This window comes from Streptomyces sp. NPDC058877 (assembly GCF_042742855.1).
GTDB lineage: Bacteria > Actinomycetota > Actinomycetes > Streptomycetales > Streptomycetaceae > Streptomyces.
Genome location: NZ_JBHYMF010000087.1, coordinates 15,152 through 29,255 on the forward strand (window position 1 = coordinate 15,152; position 14,104 = coordinate 29,255).

Consider the following 14,104-nt stretch of genomic DNA (forward strand, 5'->3'; position numbering starts at 1 on the left):
AGGGGCGGGGCTCCGTGCCGTACGGACGGCGCGGAGTCCCGCCTGGCGTGCCGGTGGTGCGGGACGTGCGGGTCAGGCTCCGCAGGTCTTGTCGCCGTGGGCGATTCCGATCGCGAGGTCCGGCAGGGTGATCGCGCCGGCGATCGTGGCGCCGTTGGCGTCGGCGTTGAGGTTCTTGATGTCGGTCCGACCGCCGGTGGCGTCCAGGCCGAACTGACCCGGGGTGCCGTCGGTGATGCCGGTCGCCTTGATCCCGTCGCCGTCGGCAGCCGCGCCGATGACGTTCGGGGTCGTGTCGCTGGCGTTCAGCGTGGCCGTGGCCGCCTTGAGCGCCTGGGCGTCGAGGACGAGCTTGTTCGCCTGGAGTCCGGCGCCCGCGACCAGTTCGTCACTGGTGAGCGGGGTCGCGGCCGCGGGCGAGGAGATGTTGAGCGACCAGGTGCCGAGGCTGCCGATCACCGGGAGGTTGACCGACTGGACGGCGTGCACGCAGATGCCGTCGAGGCCCGCCTTGGCGATGCCGACCTCGGCGGCACCGGTGGCTCCTCCCGCGTCGATGGTGTGCATGACGGCACCGATGCCCTGCGGCGCGGCCACGGTCTTGGAGCTGAGGGTGAAGGGGACGCTCGTGAGCGAGAGGTTCGCCGCGAGCGCGCCCTGCACCATCGCCGTGGCCATGGCGGCGATGGCCGCGGTTGCGGGCACGGCGAGGAAGGCCGACCTGCGCCAGCGGGTGACGCCTCTGGTCTCGTGCTGCATGTGATCTCCAACCGTCGTCCCGCACGTCTCGCGCGGGTTGGGGATGTGAGCGCAGCCGGTGCGTCCCGCGGCCGGGGCCGGAGCGCGGCTACATTTTGCGGCTGCCTGTTCGAGAATTGGACACCTTCTCCATGAGTGTCAACACTTCTGACAATTCCAGGAAGAATTCCCGCTGGACTAGGCTTGGCCGATGCCACGGTTCAGGGAGACGGTTCGAACACTGCTGCGCGAGCGGCTTCTCGACGCCGCGTACGAGGCGGTCGCCGACCGCGGTTTCGACAAGCTGCGCATGGCACACCTGGCCGGCGCGGTGGGCGTCAGTCGACAGACGCTCTACTCGGAGTTCCCCTCCAAGGAGGCCGTGGGCGAGGCCCTCTTCCAGCGCGAACTGGAGCGCTGCCTGGTCGGCATCCAGCAGGGCCTGGACGCCCACCGGGACGACCTGCGCGCAGCCGTCGAGGCCGCCGTCCGCTTCACGCTCACGCTGGCCGGACGGAACCCGCTGATCAAGGCCATGTTGACCAGCACCGGCGAGGACGGACTCCTCTCCTACCTGACGACCCGGTCCGCGGCGGCCTTCGAGACGGCGACGGCCATGACCGACGCGTACGTCACGGAGGCCTGGCCGGCGATCGACCCGGTGGCCCGCGAACTGGCCGTCGACGCCGCGGTCCGCCTGACCGCCAGTCACATCGTGCAGGCCGCCTCCTCGCCCGAGGAGTCGGCCCGTCGCATCGCCGACACCGTGGTCAGGGTCGCCCTGAGCACGGGCCTGGAGCGGATGCCCGAACGGGGAGCGCCCCACAGCGCTCCCTGACGCTCAGGGGACCGGCCCCCGGTACTCCTCCAGAACCGGCCGGTTGCCGATGCCGGGTGACGAGGAGACGGGGAAGGCCCGCAAACCGACCCGACCCTCGACCCGGCCGAGCTCGCCCCAGCCGTAGGCCCGCGAGTCGTCCGACAGATCGGGGTTGTCCCCCAGGTAGAAGAAGGCGCCCTCGGGCACGGTCCGCAGGTCGGGTCGCGCCGACCGGGTGCCGTCGGGCCCGCAGCACGCGCTCGTGCGGTGTGCCTGCGCCGCCCACTGGGGCGCCACCACCCGGTACACGGGCCCCCGTCCGCGCTCCTGGAGGAGCACCTGGAAGGGCTGGTCCGGGGTGGAGACGATCGCGACCCGGTCACCGGGCAGCGCGATCACCCGTTTCACCAGGAGCGCGTCCTTCCCGGTCGCCCGCAGCAGCACGACGTCGAAGCGGTGCGCCTCTCCCGTCGACCCCGGGGCGACGAGGATCCGGTCCCCCTGGTGGAGGGTGGGCGCCATGCTGGTCCCGTCGACCCGGACGCCGAGGGACGTGACGACGACCCAGGCGAGGAGGCAGAGCAGGACGCCGGTCCCGAGGACGGCACCGGCCGCCCGGCGCGGGTTCACCGGAGTCGGGGGCGACCCGACGGCGGTGCGGCGCCGAGCCGTTCGATGGTGGTCATGGCGGGACGGTAGGGCGGGTGCTGGACGGCGACCGTGACCGTACCGCTCAGGGTTGTTGACCGCCGGGGCACCCGGACGGGTCGGCCGCCCCCTCGGGACGGGCCTGGTAGGCCCGGGGGGTCTCACCGGTCCAGCGTCTGAACGCCCGGTGGAAGGCACTCGGTTCGGAGAAGCCCAGCTGCCGCGAGAGCCGCTCGATCGAGATCCGTCCCCCGGCCAGTTCGGCCATCGCGTGGTCGCGCCGCGCTTGGTCGCGGAGCCGCTGGTACGTCGTCCCCTCGGCGGCCAGCCGGCGCCGCAGGGTCTGCGGGCTGAAGGAGAGCCGGTCGGCGAGCTGCTCGGGCGTCGGCACCGGCCCGGCGGGCAGCGCCCGGCCGATCAGGTGCCGCACCCGCCCGGCCGTCGTGGTGCCGTAGTCGGCACAGACCAGCACGTCGGCCGGAGCGCGGTGGAGGAAGGCCTTCAGTGCGGCCGCGTCCCGCAGCACGGGCTCGTCGAGGTCCGCCCGGTCGAAGACGGCCACCGTCCGTTCGGCGCCGAAGACGCAGGGCGCCCCGAAGAGCAGCGCGTACTCATGGGCGTGCCGGGGCTCGGAGTGGACGAACTCGACCCGCCGCAGACCGATGCGACGCCGGACCAGCCAGCCGGCGAAGCGGTGGGCCACCAGGACGGTGGACTCGGCACCGAAGTGGACGGGGTCGTCGTACCCGGAGACGTCGAACTCCAGCCCGGCTTCGTCGGGTCCGCCCGCACCGGGCTCCAGGAGTCGGAAGCTCGGCCCTGCGGGGAACAGGGAGTAGAAGGTCTGGGCACGACGGAGCGCCTCGCGCAGGTCCTGGCTGCCGTGGACGACGACATGGGCCATCATCGCGAAGGTGCCGACCTTGCTGGGAGCGCCGCCGAAACCGATCAACTCGTCGTCCAGCGCGGCCCACAGCATCCTGACGAGCCGCCCGAACTGCTCCGCCGGGACTCTGGCCCGGGGTTCCTCCAGGAGCTCGGTGGACAGTCCGGCACGGGCGAGGAGCGGCCCGGGGGCCACTCCACGCCGTTCGGCGCCGAGCAGCACGGCCCGCACGTGATGGGAGCTGACGCCCGTCCGCGCCGGAATGCGCATGGTCTCCGTCGACATCCGCACCGCCTCCGTTCCGGCCTCGCCAGGCCCCGGACGCACCGGAGCTAGACACTTTCACTGAAGGTTGTCCAGGTTCCGACACTCTACTAAGAACTGTAAGGCTGTCGAAGTGTGCAAGCTGTGAACGGGACACAGCTCACAGCCGTACCGTCGGATGCCGGCACACCAGTGATCGAGCACGTCGAGCGAAGAGGGGCAGCACATGAGCGGAGTGGCACGCCGGACGGTGGTCGCGGCGGCGGGCGGCGCGGGCCTGACGGCGGCGCTCGCCGCCTGCGGGGGCGGCGCGGACGACACCAAGAACACCGAGCAGGACGGCAGCGCGCTCGCACGGACCGGGGACATCCCCGTGGGCGGCGGCAAGGTCCTCGCCGACAAGGGCCTGGTCATCACCCAGCCCACGGCCGGCGAGTTCAAGGCCTTCTCCTCCAGGTGCACCCATGCGGGCTGCGCCGTCAGCGCCGTCCAGGACGGCGTCATCGTCTGCCCCTGCCACCAGAGCAAGTTCGACGTGTCGGACGGCAGCGTGAAGTCCGGCCCGGCGACCGCGCCGCTGCCACCGGAGCCGATCCAGGTGGTGGCCGGGGAGATCAGCCGCGGCTGACGGGACTCCCCGAACGCCCGGAAGCTCCCGGGGACTTCCAGCACCCCAGGACCTCGTCGGTGGCGGTGACGGTGGCGACGAGCGCCAAGGTGTGCCGGATCATGGCGCGGGTGTAGTCGGCCGGCACGCCCGCGATGGCGTCCGCCGGCACGACGACCGCGTACCCGAGGTTCACCGCGTCGAAGACGGCATTGGGCACCGCCACGTTGGCGGAGACCCCGGTGACGATCAGCGTGCGACAGCCCAGGTTGCGCAACAGCGGATCGACGTCGGTGCCGGCGAGCGGCGACAGACCGTGCAGTCGCCGGACCACCAGGTCCTGCTCGGCGACCGGTATGGGCTCGGCGATCCGTACGGCCGTGCTGCCGCTGTGCTGCTGCACGGGCAGCCGGGCGGCGGCGGTGAAGAGCCGGGCGTTGGTGTTGGCGCCCCGCCCGTCCGGCCGCCGTTCGGCGACGGCGTGGATCACCTGGACGTCAACCGCGTGCGCAGCAGCGACCAGCCGGGCGACGTTCCGCAGGGCGCCCGACGCACGGGCGACGTCAGCCAGTTCGGGCAGGGCACTGCGGGGGCCGACGACGCCCTGCTGACATTCGACGGTGAGCAGGACGACTCCGCCGCCCGGGCGGACCTGCTCCCCGAGTCGTTCTCTCGCGCTCTGCCCCATGGCCTCCCCTTGCACCCGCACGAATGACCCTCCATGCTTTCTGACGTTTCATCAGAAAGCTAGAAGGGTGCGGACGATGACTGTTGCACAGCGCCGTGGCCGTCGGATCATGATGACCCCGGCAGAGCTCGACTCCTTCCTCGCCGAGCAGCGCACGTGCCGGGTCGCGACCGTCGCCGCCGACGGCCGCCCGCACGTGAGCGCGCTGTGGTTCGCCTGGGACGGACGCTCGCTGTGGCTGTACTCCCTGACCCGGAGCCGTCGCTGGACTGAACTCCGCGCCGACCCGAGGATCGCCGTCGTGGTGGACGACGGCGAGGAGTACGGAGAACTGCGCGGCGTCGAGCTGTCGGGCACGGCCGTCTTCGTCGGCGAGGCGCCACGGACCGGTGCCCCGTGCCCCGAACTCGACCTGCCCGAGCAGCTCTTCGCCACCAAGAACTTCGGCCTGGACGCCCTGCCACACGACGGTCGGCACGCCTGGCTGCGGCTGACCCCGGATGCCGTCGCCTCCTGGGACTTCCGCAAACTCGCCGACCTCTGACCGGTGGGACACCCGCCGCCACGGGACTTCTCCCCGCCCCTCCTCGGGCGGCACCGCGCCGGCCCGACCGCCCCGCTCCCCCTTCCGTCCCTGCTCTCTGCGGCGAGGAGGTCCCGGAAGCGGGCGCCGGGCTCGGCGGTGCGCAGGGCGATCGCCCGTCCTTCGCACTGTTCTTCGCAGCACGCGGCACGCCCTTCGGCTCCCCCGGCTTGCCCTCCGTCTCGGCGTGTAGGTCGCCTTCGCCGCACGCCTCGGGACCGGGATGGACGGCTTCGCCCGCACGGTCATGGTCCTCGCGCTCACCGCCGCCTGGACGACCGGCCATTCGATTCGCGAACGCCGAGAGCACCCCGGCCCGCCGGGCTCGCGACGCTCCGCCTCAAGCCCCCGGTGCCCCCGCCACGGCCCGCAGCGCGGCGACGACGGCCCGCACGGAGGGCCGCCGACCCGCATCGCTGCGCCAGGTGGCGTAGATGTGGCGCCGCACCTTCTGCCGCACGGGCACGAAGACCACGCCCTCCGGTACCGGCCGCCCGAGCCGAGGAGTGACGCACACGCCCAGCCCCGCCGCGACGAGCGCCAGTTGGGTGTGGTGCTCACCCGCCAGATGCCCGATGCGGGGTTCGATGCCCTGCGAGCGAAGGGTGAACATCAGCCAGTCGTGGCAGAACTCGCCCTCGGGCCAGGACACCCATTCCTCGTCTGCGAAGTCCTCCAGGCCCACTGATTCCCGCCCGGCCAGCGGATGTCCGGCCGGCAGGGCCACATCGGCGGTGTCGTCGAGGAGGTGGGCCCGTTCGAGGCCTCCGGGCACCGGGGCCCGCTTGTTGCTCCAGTCCAGGACGAGGGCGAGGTCCGCATCCCCGCGCAGCACCGCACGCACCCCCTGCTCGGGCTCCAGCTCCGTGGTGCGGACGCGGAGGTCGGGATGCCCCTCGCGCAGGGCGGCGAGCGCGGCGGGGAAGAGCCCCCGGGCCGCCGTCGGGAAGGCCGCTGCCCTCACCTCGCCGACCACTTGGCCGCGCTGGGCCTCGATGTCGGCCTGGGCCATCTGCACCTGGGACAGGATGCGAGCGGCGTGTTCGGCGAGGAGCAGTCCGGCGTCGGTGAGGCGCACGCCACGGCCGTTCTTGGCGAGGAGTTGTTGCCCGACCTCGCGCTCCAGCTTGGACAGCTGCTGGGAGACGGCCGAGGTGGTGACGTGCAGGCCGTCGGCCGCACCGCTGACCGAGCCGTGCCGTGCGAACGCGTCGAGGGTGCGGAGGCGCTCAAGGTTCAACATGTAAGAGATGCTAAGCAAAGAGGTCGAGGAATTCTCGCTTGTTCTAAGACATCGGGCCCGTCACCCTGAGTCCATGAGCACCCCCGGCCCGTCCTCCCCGCCCTCCGCCGCTCCGTCCCGACCGCTCGACTGGCGCGTCCGGTTCGGCGCACTCGCCCTCGTCTGGGGCTTCAGCTTCCTCTTCATCAAGGTCGGCACGGAAGGCTTCGCCCCCCTCCAGGTCACCTTCGGACGACTGTTCTTCGGCACGGCGGTGCTCGCCGTCGCCGTGCTGGTGAAGCGCGACCGGCTGCCGCGCGGGACCCGCGTCTGGGGGCACCTGACGGTCGCCGCCCTCCTCCTCAACGCACTGCCGTTCTCCCTCTTCGCGTACGCAGAACTGACGATCCCCTCGACCCTGGCCGGCATCTGCAACGCGACGACCCCGCTCTGGGGCATGCTGCTCTCCCTCGTGGCGCTCTCCGAGGACCGCCCGAACCGGGTGCGGGCGGTCGGCCTGGGCATCGGCTTCATCGGCGTGCTCACCGTGCTCGGCGCCTGGCAGGGCTTCTCCGGCCTCGACGTGACCGGCACGTCGCTCGCCCTGCTCGCCGCCCTCAGCTACGCGGTCGGCTGGATCTACGTCCGCAGGACCCTGAGCGGCACCGGCGCCTCGAACCTCTCGCTCGCCGGTTCCCAGGTGGGGCTTGCCACTCTCCAATTGGCCGTGGTCACACCCCTGTTCACCTCGATGCCCACATCGGTGGAGCCGCTGCCGCTGCTCGCCGTGATCGCGCTCGGCGCGCTCGGGACCGGGTACGCCATGCTCCTCCAGTACGGCATCGTCGCAGAGGTCGGCCCCACGACGGCCGCCATGGTCACGTACTTCATCCCGGTGATCGCAACAGCGGCGGGCGTCGCCCTCCTCGACGAGGGCCTCACCTGGAACACCCCCGTCGGCGCGGTCGTGGTCCTGGCGGGAGCGGCCCTCACCCAGACCCGCACCTCCGGCCGCGCCTCCCGCCCGACGACGGTCCCGACCGCGCCCCCTCCCGCCGACCGCCGGCCCGCGACCCGCGTCTGAGCCGGCGACGGATCCGCCCGACCCCGCACCCCGGCACGGCCCGGCCGGAGGAGGACCTCGCGGGCACGAGCAGGCCGGGGCTCATCCGTAACTTCGCGGTGGCGCCGGCGCCACCGCGCGGGCGACGGCACCGGCCAGGGAGTCGACGTCCGCGGCGGAGAGGCAGGAGACGGTCAGCCGGACGGCCGGCCCCGTCTCCATGCGGAAACGGGCGCCCGGCGCCGCCGCCCAGCCGGCGGCCAGGAGCCGGGACAACGCGCCCGTTTCATCGGGGACCGGCACCCAGACGTTCATGCCGCCGCGCCCGTGCGCCTCGACACCACGCCGCGCCAGGGCCCGCACGAGCCCGTCCCGCCGCTTGTCGTACGCGCGCGCAACGGCGACCGGGTCGACCGCATCCGTGTCCCAGAGGTGTACGACGGCCCGCTGGAGGAGTTTGCTGACCCAGCCGGGGCCGAGGCCCTGGCGCCCGAGCACCCGGTCCACGGTCTCGGCGTCCCCGGTGAAGGCGGCGATCCGCAGGTCCGGCCCGTACGCCTTGGCCACCGAACGGACGAGGACCCAGTGTTCGGTGGCGCCCGCCAGTGGGTGGAGGGGGTGCGCGACGATGCCCTGCCCGTGGTCGTCCTCCACGAGCAGCACCGAGGGATGGGCGACGAGGATCCGCCGCAACCGCCGGGCGCGCGCCTCGGTGACGCAGGCGCCGGTCGGGTTCTGCGCCCGGTCGGTGATGATCACCGCGCGTGCCCCGTCCTCCCGGATCGCACGCTCGACCCCTTCCGGCAACGGGCCCTCGTCATCGACCGCGACGGGCACCGGGCGCAGCCCGAGCGCGGGGACGAGGTCGAGGAGGCTCCCCCATCCCGGATCCTCGACGGCCACGGCGTCGCCGGGCCTGAGGCGGGCGACGAGCACCCGCTCGATGGCGTCGAGGGAACCGGAGGCGACCCCGACGGGCCCGGCGGGTACGCCGTCCGCGTCGAAGGCGGCGCGTGCCAGTCTGCCGAACTCCTCGTCGACCGGGGCCTCTCCGTAGAGCCCGGGCCGCTCGGCGTAGTGCCGGGCCACCTCTGCGAGGGCTTCACCGAGGGGCGGCAGCAGGTTCGGGTCCGGGTTGCCCTTGCTCACGTCCCGGACCCCGGCGGGCACCTCCACGCGGAGGGAGCCGCGCGCGGTCGTGGCGGGGCGGGGGCGCACTCGACTGCCGCGCCGCCCGTCCGTCTCGATGACCCCGCGTTCGCGCAGGGTGCGGTAGGCGGCGGCCACGGTGTTCGGGTTCACCCCGAGCACGATCGCCAGCTCCCGCATCGGCGGCAGGGACTGACCGGGCTCCAGGGAGCCCGACCCCACTCCGCGCTCGACGCTGGCGGCGATCTCCGATGCGCGACGACCTTCGATCCGATATTCTCCTAGCACAAACATGATTTTGCACTAGTGCAATGGAGAAGGCAATGGGCGCCACCATCGACACGTACGCCGCGACCGAGCGGACCGTCCCCACCCGCTCCCGCGACCGCGCCTCGTACGACAGGACCCTCGTCCACTCGATACTCGACGGGGCCCACGTCTGCCACCTCGGCTTCGTCCGTGACGGAGCCCCCGTCGTCCTCCCCACGCTCTACGCCCGGGTCGGCGAACGCCTCTACGTCCACGGCTCCACCGGCTCACGGCCGCTGCGCGCGGCCGGCGACGGAGTCGCGGCCCCGGGCCTGCCCGTCTGCCTGACCGTCACGCACGTCGACGGCCTTGTGCTCGCCCGTTCCGCCTTCCACCACTCGATCAACTACCGCTCGGTCGTCGTCCACGGCACCGCCCACCAGGTCACCGACGCCGAAGAACGGCGGACCGCCCTGGACGCCATCGTCGACCACGTCGTCCCCGGCCGCTCCGCCGACTCCCGCCCCGCGAACGCCAAGGAGCTCGCCGCCACCGCCGTGGTCCGGATCGACCTGGACGAGGTCTCGGCGAAGGTCCGCACCGGTGGCCCCCGCGACGACGCCGAGGACCTCGACCTGCCGCACTGGTCCGGCGTGATCCCCGTGCAGGGCGGCTACGGCACGCCGATCCCCGCCGACGACCTCGACCCGGCCATCGCTCTGCCCGACTACCTCACCGCGCGCTGAGCCGGGGAAGGAGACACCGGCCGTGCTGATCCACCCCTGGGACGCCGCCCGCGACGAGCAGGAATGGCGCGGCTGGCTCACCCGGCACGACTTCGGCCACCTCGCCGTGAACGGCGCCCCCGGCGAGCCCCCGTGGGTGCAGCCGACGCACTTCCGGTACGACCCCGAGCCCGGCCCGTTCGGCCGCGTCATCACGCATCTGGCCCGGCCCAACCCGCTCTGGCGCGCCCTGGAGACGAACCCGACGGTGCTCCTGAGCGTGATCGACGACTACGTCCACGTGCCGGGCCACTGGACGGCCCCCGAAGGAGCTCCGGCCGAGCACGGCACCCCGACCTCGTACTACACGGCCGTCCAACTGCGCTGCACCGCGCACCCGGTCGACACCGCCGAGGAGAAGGCGGCGCTCCTCAACCGCCAGGTCGCCCACTTCCAGCCGGAGGGCGGCACGGCGGCGGTTGCACCGGGTGGAGCCCCGTTCGGCCGCCTGCTGTCGGGAATCCGGGGGCTGGAACTGGAAGTGGTCGACGTACGGGCGAAATTCAAGTACGCGGGCAACAAGCCGCAGGAGGTCCAGGACCGCGTCTCGGCTCGGCTCGCCGAGCGGGCCGGGCCGGGAGACCTGCGCGCCCGGGCCCACCAGCAGCGCCGCCGCACGAACGGATGAGGCCCGAGGGCGCCGGACACCGAAGCCTGCGCCCCCGGTCGCGTCACACCGCGACGGGCTCCGCCCTCCGTTCCTCCGCCGCGGTCCTGGCCTCTGCGAAGGCGAGGCCCGCCACGGCGGCGAGCAGCAGCAGGGTGCCGAGCACGATCGCGGCGGTGAACCGCTCCCCGAGCAGCGAAACCGCGATCAGGGCAGCGCTCACCGGCTCCAAGAGCATGATCACGGAAACCGTGGCGGCCCGCACCACGGCGGCCCCGGCGAAGTACAGCGCATAGGCGAGCGCGGTCGGCACCGCTGCGATGTAGACGATCAACAGCACCAGGGCCACCGGCGCCTCGGAGTGCGGGACGAGCCCCTCGGCCAGCGCCGCGGGCAGCAGGCCGACCGCCCCGATCGCGAAGGCCCAGGTGGTCGTGGCCAGGGCGTCCGCGCCGCCGCCGGAGCGACCGAGCCACCTGGTGAGCAGGGTGGTCGCCGCGTATCCGGCCGCCGAGACGGCCGCGAGGACGACGCCCAACGGCCGCACCTCTGCTGTCCCGCCACCGAGGACGAGGACGAAGAGGCCGGCGAGGGCCCCGGCAACGGCGGTGACCCCACCGAACCCGAGGCGCTCCCCCAGGGCGATCCGGGCGCCGACCGCGATCAGGACGGGGCCCGCCCCCAGGGTGACGACGGTGCCGACCGCCAGACCGGTGGCCTCGACGGCGGCGAAGTAGCTGCTCTGGAAGACGGTGAGGCCGGTCCCGGTGCCGAGGATGCGGGCGACCCGTCGGCCACGCGGTTCCGGGTGCGTACGGGCGGTGGTGCGCCGGGGCCGCAGCGCCAGCGCGCCGAGCAACAGGACGAGTCCGCAGATGCAGCGCCAGAAGGAGAGGGCCAGCGGGCCCATGTCGCTGATGCGGAAGATCAGGGAGGCTGCGGCGCCGGCCGTGCCCCAGGCGATGCCGGCAACGGCGAGGTAGAGGAGGCTCCGCCCGATGGGCAGGGCGGATCCCGAGGAGTTCGACACGTGGGTTCTCCGTGGAAGACAGGAGGGAGGGATGGTCGCTGGCTCCGCGCGCGGGCAGCGACGAACCGCTCGGGGGCGAGGAACCGCCCGGCCGAGCCCGGTCTTCGTCGGAGAGGCCTCCGCGCGCGCTAGGCGGCGGGAGGCGGAAGCACGGTCGAATGCATGGTGCGCACCCTAGGACGCGGCCCGCCCGGACGACAAGTCCGGTTCCCGTCCCCCCTCTGCTGCGGAACCGACCTGCGCATCGTGCCCGGTGGCCGCCTCCGTCCCGGAACCGGCCACCGGTCCGGAGGGGGACGCCTTCGGCGTCGAGGACTGGGCGATGAACGCTCCGAAGAGGACCACCGCACCACCGATGATCTGCGGCGCACCCAGGTGTTCGCCGAGCAGGACCCAGGCCAGGACGGTGGCGACGACCGCTTCCAGACAGGCCACCACGCCCGCCACCTGGGGGGAGAGCCGGCGCACCGAGACGACCCCCGTGACGTAGGCGAGGACGGTGGCCACCAGCACGATCCACCCGAGGAGCAACCACGCGGGCACGCTGACCCCGTTCATGTCGGCGCGGCCACCGAGGACGCTCCCGTCCATCCCCCAGGGGCGGGCCACGAGCGTGAGGACGAGCGCGCCGATGAGCAGTCCGTACGCGATGACGCCGAGCGGATCGGCCTGCTCGGCACCGTCTGCGCCCTGGTCGGAGAGGACGAAGTAGCCGACCTGGCAGCCGGCGGCGGCGAGGGCCAGCAGGAGGCCGACGAGGTCGAAGCTCAGCCCGGACCAGATCTGCACGACGGAGGCGAGACCGCCGACGGCGAGGACGACGCCGAGGGCTGCGGCGCGCGTGACGGGCCGACGTTGGACGAAGCGGACCCAGCCGAGGACGAGGGCGGGCGCGAGGTACTCGACGAGCAGGGCCACCCCGACGGGTATGCGGGAGATCGAGGCGAAGTAGAAGGCCTGGACGCCGGCGACGGCGAGCAGGCCGAAGCCCACGAGGAGGGCCGGCCTGCGCCGCAGGAGGTCCCGGTGGCGCCAGGCGACCGGGAGCATGACGAGTGCGGCGCCGGCGACCCGGAGCCACACCACGTGGAGCGGGTCGAGTCCCGCCTCGATGAGGGGCTTGGCCGCCACTCCTGAACCACCGAATGCGAAGGCCGAGGCCAGGGCGAGCCCCAGGCCGGCACTTCTCCCCTGAGACGCGTGCATCGGGTCATCATGACAGGACGCCGTCAGGCACGTAACCCCCGTTACACCTGTTGAGACCGCGCCCCGTCCGGCAGGCCCACCGCCTCGTCGATGCGGGAGGCCAGCACCGCCGGATCGACCCCCGCACGGCGCAGGACCTCGACGGCGCGGCTCTCGGCATCGACGGCGAGGGCGGCGAGCAGGTCGGTCCCGCGGGCCTGCGGCTCGCCGCGTTCGGCGGCCCTCCGGAAGGCGCCCTCCAGGGCGGCCGTCGCAGCCGGCGAGCAGGAGGAGTTGCGGGAGTGCGGGGCTTCGGGCCCTCGTGCGGCGGGCAGCAAGCGCCGAACCGCCGATTCCTCCACCGACCCCTGCCAGCGCAGCCCATACCCGATGGACCGCTGGACGAGGTAGCCGAGCACGCGCGCGAGCCTGCCGTCCCCTTCGAGCGAGGCCCTGACCTCGGGGTCGGACTCGACCAGCGAGTGCAGGAGGTGGGCCGTGTCGATCTGGCGGTCGCCGTCACGGAGCGCCCTGCGACGCGCACCCGAAACGACCGCCGCGAGCGTCGGCGTCAGGAGGGGGGCGAGTTCCGCGCGCGGGGCGACGGAGGACAGGAGCTGCTGGGGGCGCGGGACGGGACGGTGCACCCTCCCACTCCATCAGGCCCGGGCAGCAGGAACATCACCGGGAAGGAGCATCTCCGCGTCCCACGGGGGTTGGGCACGGACGCACGGCGCCTCCTCCTTGCGGATGAGATCGCACGCGCAGCCCCTGAGGGCGCGCGCCGCCTTGCCTCACGCCCCTGTTGCAACCACGGCTCCGCCTCCGCTCGTCCTCCTGACGTGTTCTGGATGGTGGCACTGCTCGCACGCGACGGACGGCAGTACGTGTACCGGGTGTACGCGCCCCGGGAGGCACTGCCGGCCGATCTGTTCTGGGCGGCGTTCCACTGCCACGAGGAGGACGGCGCGCCCCGCGCCTCGGACAGCTTCGACGCGGCGGAGATCTGGTGGTTCGGTGACGGGACGGACCACGCGACCACGGGGCTGACTGTTCGTCATCATTGAATGTTCGCGCCCCGCCCGCTACGTTCCGCGACACCGGAACCCAGTGGGCACGCACGAAGGGGTGGTCTCATGGCCGAAGTCACTGCGGAGGCACGGATCGGGGCACCGGTCGGGAAGGTCTGGGCACGACTCATGGACTTCCCCTCGTACGGGGACTGGAACGCCACTCACACCGACTTCCCGGGAGGCGGTCCGACCACCCTGGAAGCGGGCGCCACCTTCACGGAGAACATGAAGCTGATGGGATTCCCCGCCGAGGTGCTGTGGACGATCGAGGAGTTGGAGACCGAGCGCGCGTTCGCGATCAGGGGGAAGGGCCCGATGGGGGTCACCGTCGCCACGCGCTACGCCCTGGCGGCGGAGGGCGGCACGACGGCGGTGCGGATCGACGGGGAGTTCACCGGCGCGGCCGTCTCCCTGATGGCGGGCAGGCTGCGGGACTCGGCAACGGCGGCGCTGAGCGAGTCCCTGCGCAAGCTGGCCGCCCTGGTGGACTGAACCGGGAAGCCGGGG

Annotated in this window: 17 protein-coding genes; 8 read left to right on the forward strand and 9 right to left on the reverse strand. The window is 72.9% G+C overall.

Annotated features, from left to right (window positions below):
• Nucleotides 1–72: 72 nt before the first annotated feature.
• Complete coding sequence (locus ACFW2Y_RS20765; protein WP_384881089.1) at nucleotides 73–759, reverse strand: cholesterol esterase; 687 nt, start codon at nucleotides 757–759, stop codon at nucleotides 73–75.
• Nucleotides 760–949: 190 nt separating this feature from the next.
• Here ACFW2Y_RS20765 and ACFW2Y_RS20770 point away from each other — a divergent pair, with 190 nt between their 5' ends.
• Nucleotides 950–1,576: a TetR/AcrR family transcriptional regulator gene (locus ACFW2Y_RS20770; protein ID WP_384881092.1), complete on the forward strand. Its 627-nt coding sequence runs from the start codon at nucleotides 950–952 to the stop codon at nucleotides 1,574–1,576.
• A 3-nt stretch (nucleotides 1,577–1,579) separates the two neighbouring features.
• Here the strand turns inward: ACFW2Y_RS20770 and lepB are convergent, their stop codons facing one another.
• Nucleotides 1,580–2,188 carry a signal peptidase I gene (gene lepB / locus ACFW2Y_RS20775; RefSeq protein WP_384881094.1) on the reverse strand — a complete coding sequence of 203 codons (609 nt, stop codon included), beginning with the start codon at nucleotides 2,186–2,188 and terminating at the stop codon, nucleotides 1,580–1,582.
• 103 nt (nucleotides 2,189–2,291) lie between these two features.
• Nucleotides 2,292–3,377, reverse strand: a complete 1,086-nt coding sequence (locus ACFW2Y_RS20780) for an AraC family transcriptional regulator (RefSeq protein WP_384881096.1) — start codon at nucleotides 3,375–3,377, stop codon at nucleotides 2,292–2,294.
• 205 nt (nucleotides 3,378–3,582) lie between these two features.
• Between ACFW2Y_RS20780 and ACFW2Y_RS20785 the strand changes: the two genes are divergently transcribed.
• Nucleotides 3,583–3,984 (forward strand): Rieske (2Fe-2S) protein, encoded by a 402-nt coding sequence (locus ACFW2Y_RS20785; protein ID WP_384881099.1) that lies wholly within the window; start codon nucleotides 3,583–3,585, stop codon nucleotides 3,982–3,984.
• On the opposite strand, the gene ACFW2Y_RS20790 is transcribed toward ACFW2Y_RS20785, so the two are convergent.
• Complete coding sequence (locus ACFW2Y_RS20790; RefSeq protein WP_384881102.1) at nucleotides 3,971–4,651, reverse strand: cysteine hydrolase; 681 nt, start codon at nucleotides 4,649–4,651, stop codon at nucleotides 3,971–3,973. The two genes, ACFW2Y_RS20785 and ACFW2Y_RS20790, sit on opposite strands and share 14 nt — an antisense overlap.
• A gap of 76 nt (nucleotides 4,652–4,727) precedes the next feature.
• Between ACFW2Y_RS20790 and ACFW2Y_RS20795 the strand changes: the two genes are divergently transcribed.
• Nucleotides 4,728–5,195, forward strand: a complete 468-nt coding sequence (locus ACFW2Y_RS20795) for a pyridoxamine 5'-phosphate oxidase family protein (RefSeq protein WP_384881104.1) — start codon at nucleotides 4,728–4,730, stop codon at nucleotides 5,193–5,195.
• 379 nt (nucleotides 5,196–5,574) lie between these two features.
• Here ACFW2Y_RS20795 and ACFW2Y_RS20800 read toward each other — a convergent pair whose 3' ends face one another.
• Nucleotides 5,575–6,477: a LysR substrate-binding domain-containing protein gene (locus tag ACFW2Y_RS20800; RefSeq protein WP_384881106.1), complete on the reverse strand. Its 903-nt coding sequence runs from the start codon at nucleotides 6,475–6,477 to the stop codon at nucleotides 5,575–5,577.
• 73 nt (nucleotides 6,478–6,550) lie between these two features.
• On the opposite strand from ACFW2Y_RS20800, the gene ACFW2Y_RS20805 reads away from it, so the two are divergent.
• Entirely contained in the window at nucleotides 6,551–7,540 is a 990-nt protein-coding gene (locus ACFW2Y_RS20805; RefSeq protein WP_384881108.1) for a DMT family transporter, read from the forward strand.
• Between the two features lie 81 nt (nucleotides 7,541–7,621).
• Here the strand turns inward: ACFW2Y_RS20805 and ACFW2Y_RS20810 are convergent, their stop codons facing one another.
• On the reverse strand, nucleotides 7,622–8,956 hold the full coding sequence (locus tag ACFW2Y_RS20810; protein ID WP_384881111.1) for an aminotransferase class I/II-fold pyridoxal phosphate-dependent enzyme: 1,335 nt from the start codon (nucleotides 8,954–8,956) through the stop codon (nucleotides 7,622–7,624).
• A gap of 23 nt (nucleotides 8,957–8,979) precedes the next feature.
• Here ACFW2Y_RS20810 and ACFW2Y_RS20815 point away from each other — a divergent pair, with 23 nt between their 5' ends.
• Both ACFW2Y_RS20815 and ACFW2Y_RS20820 read left to right on the forward strand, forming a co-directional pair.
• The gene (locus ACFW2Y_RS20815) at nucleotides 8,980–9,663 is read left to right on the forward strand and encodes a pyridoxamine 5'-phosphate oxidase family protein (RefSeq protein ID WP_384881112.1); all 684 of its coding nucleotides are present in this window, start codon (nucleotides 8,980–8,982) and stop codon (nucleotides 9,661–9,663) included.
• A gap of 22 nt (nucleotides 9,664–9,685) precedes the next feature.
• On the forward strand, nucleotides 9,686–10,330 hold the full coding sequence (locus tag ACFW2Y_RS20820) for an FMN-binding negative transcriptional regulator (RefSeq protein ID WP_384881114.1): 645 nt from the start codon (nucleotides 9,686–9,688) through the stop codon (nucleotides 10,328–10,330).
• Between the two features lie 43 nt (nucleotides 10,331–10,373).
• Here the strand turns inward: ACFW2Y_RS20820 and ACFW2Y_RS20825 are convergent, their stop codons facing one another.
• From ACFW2Y_RS20825 to ACFW2Y_RS20835, 3 genes are all read right to left on the reverse strand, one after another.
• Nucleotides 10,374–11,339 (reverse strand): DMT family transporter, encoded by a 966-nt coding sequence (locus ACFW2Y_RS20825; protein ID WP_384881117.1) that lies wholly within the window; start codon nucleotides 11,337–11,339, stop codon nucleotides 10,374–10,376.
• A 174-nt stretch (nucleotides 11,340–11,513) separates the two neighbouring features.
• Nucleotides 11,514–12,545 carry a DMT family transporter gene (locus ACFW2Y_RS20830; protein WP_384881119.1) on the reverse strand — a complete coding sequence of 344 codons (1,032 nt, stop codon included), beginning with the start codon at nucleotides 12,543–12,545 and terminating at the stop codon, nucleotides 11,514–11,516.
• A gap of 41 nt (nucleotides 12,546–12,586) precedes the next feature.
• A complete protein-coding gene (locus ACFW2Y_RS20835; protein WP_384881122.1) occupies nucleotides 12,587–13,171 on the reverse strand; it encodes a Clp protease N-terminal domain-containing protein in 585 nt (194 codons plus the stop codon).
• Between the two features lie 195 nt (nucleotides 13,172–13,366).
• Here ACFW2Y_RS20835 and ACFW2Y_RS20840 point away from each other — a divergent pair, with 195 nt between their 5' ends.
• Nucleotides 13,367–13,591 carry a hypothetical protein gene (locus ACFW2Y_RS20840; RefSeq protein WP_384881125.1) on the forward strand — a complete coding sequence of 75 codons (225 nt, stop codon included), beginning with the start codon at nucleotides 13,367–13,369 and terminating at the stop codon, nucleotides 13,589–13,591.
• A gap of 69 nt (nucleotides 13,592–13,660) precedes the next feature.
• On the forward strand, nucleotides 13,661–14,089 hold the full coding sequence (locus ACFW2Y_RS20845; protein ID WP_384881127.1) for an SRPBCC family protein: 429 nt from the start codon (nucleotides 13,661–13,663) through the stop codon (nucleotides 14,087–14,089).
• The last annotated feature ends 15 nt before the right edge of the window (nucleotides 14,090–14,104 follow it).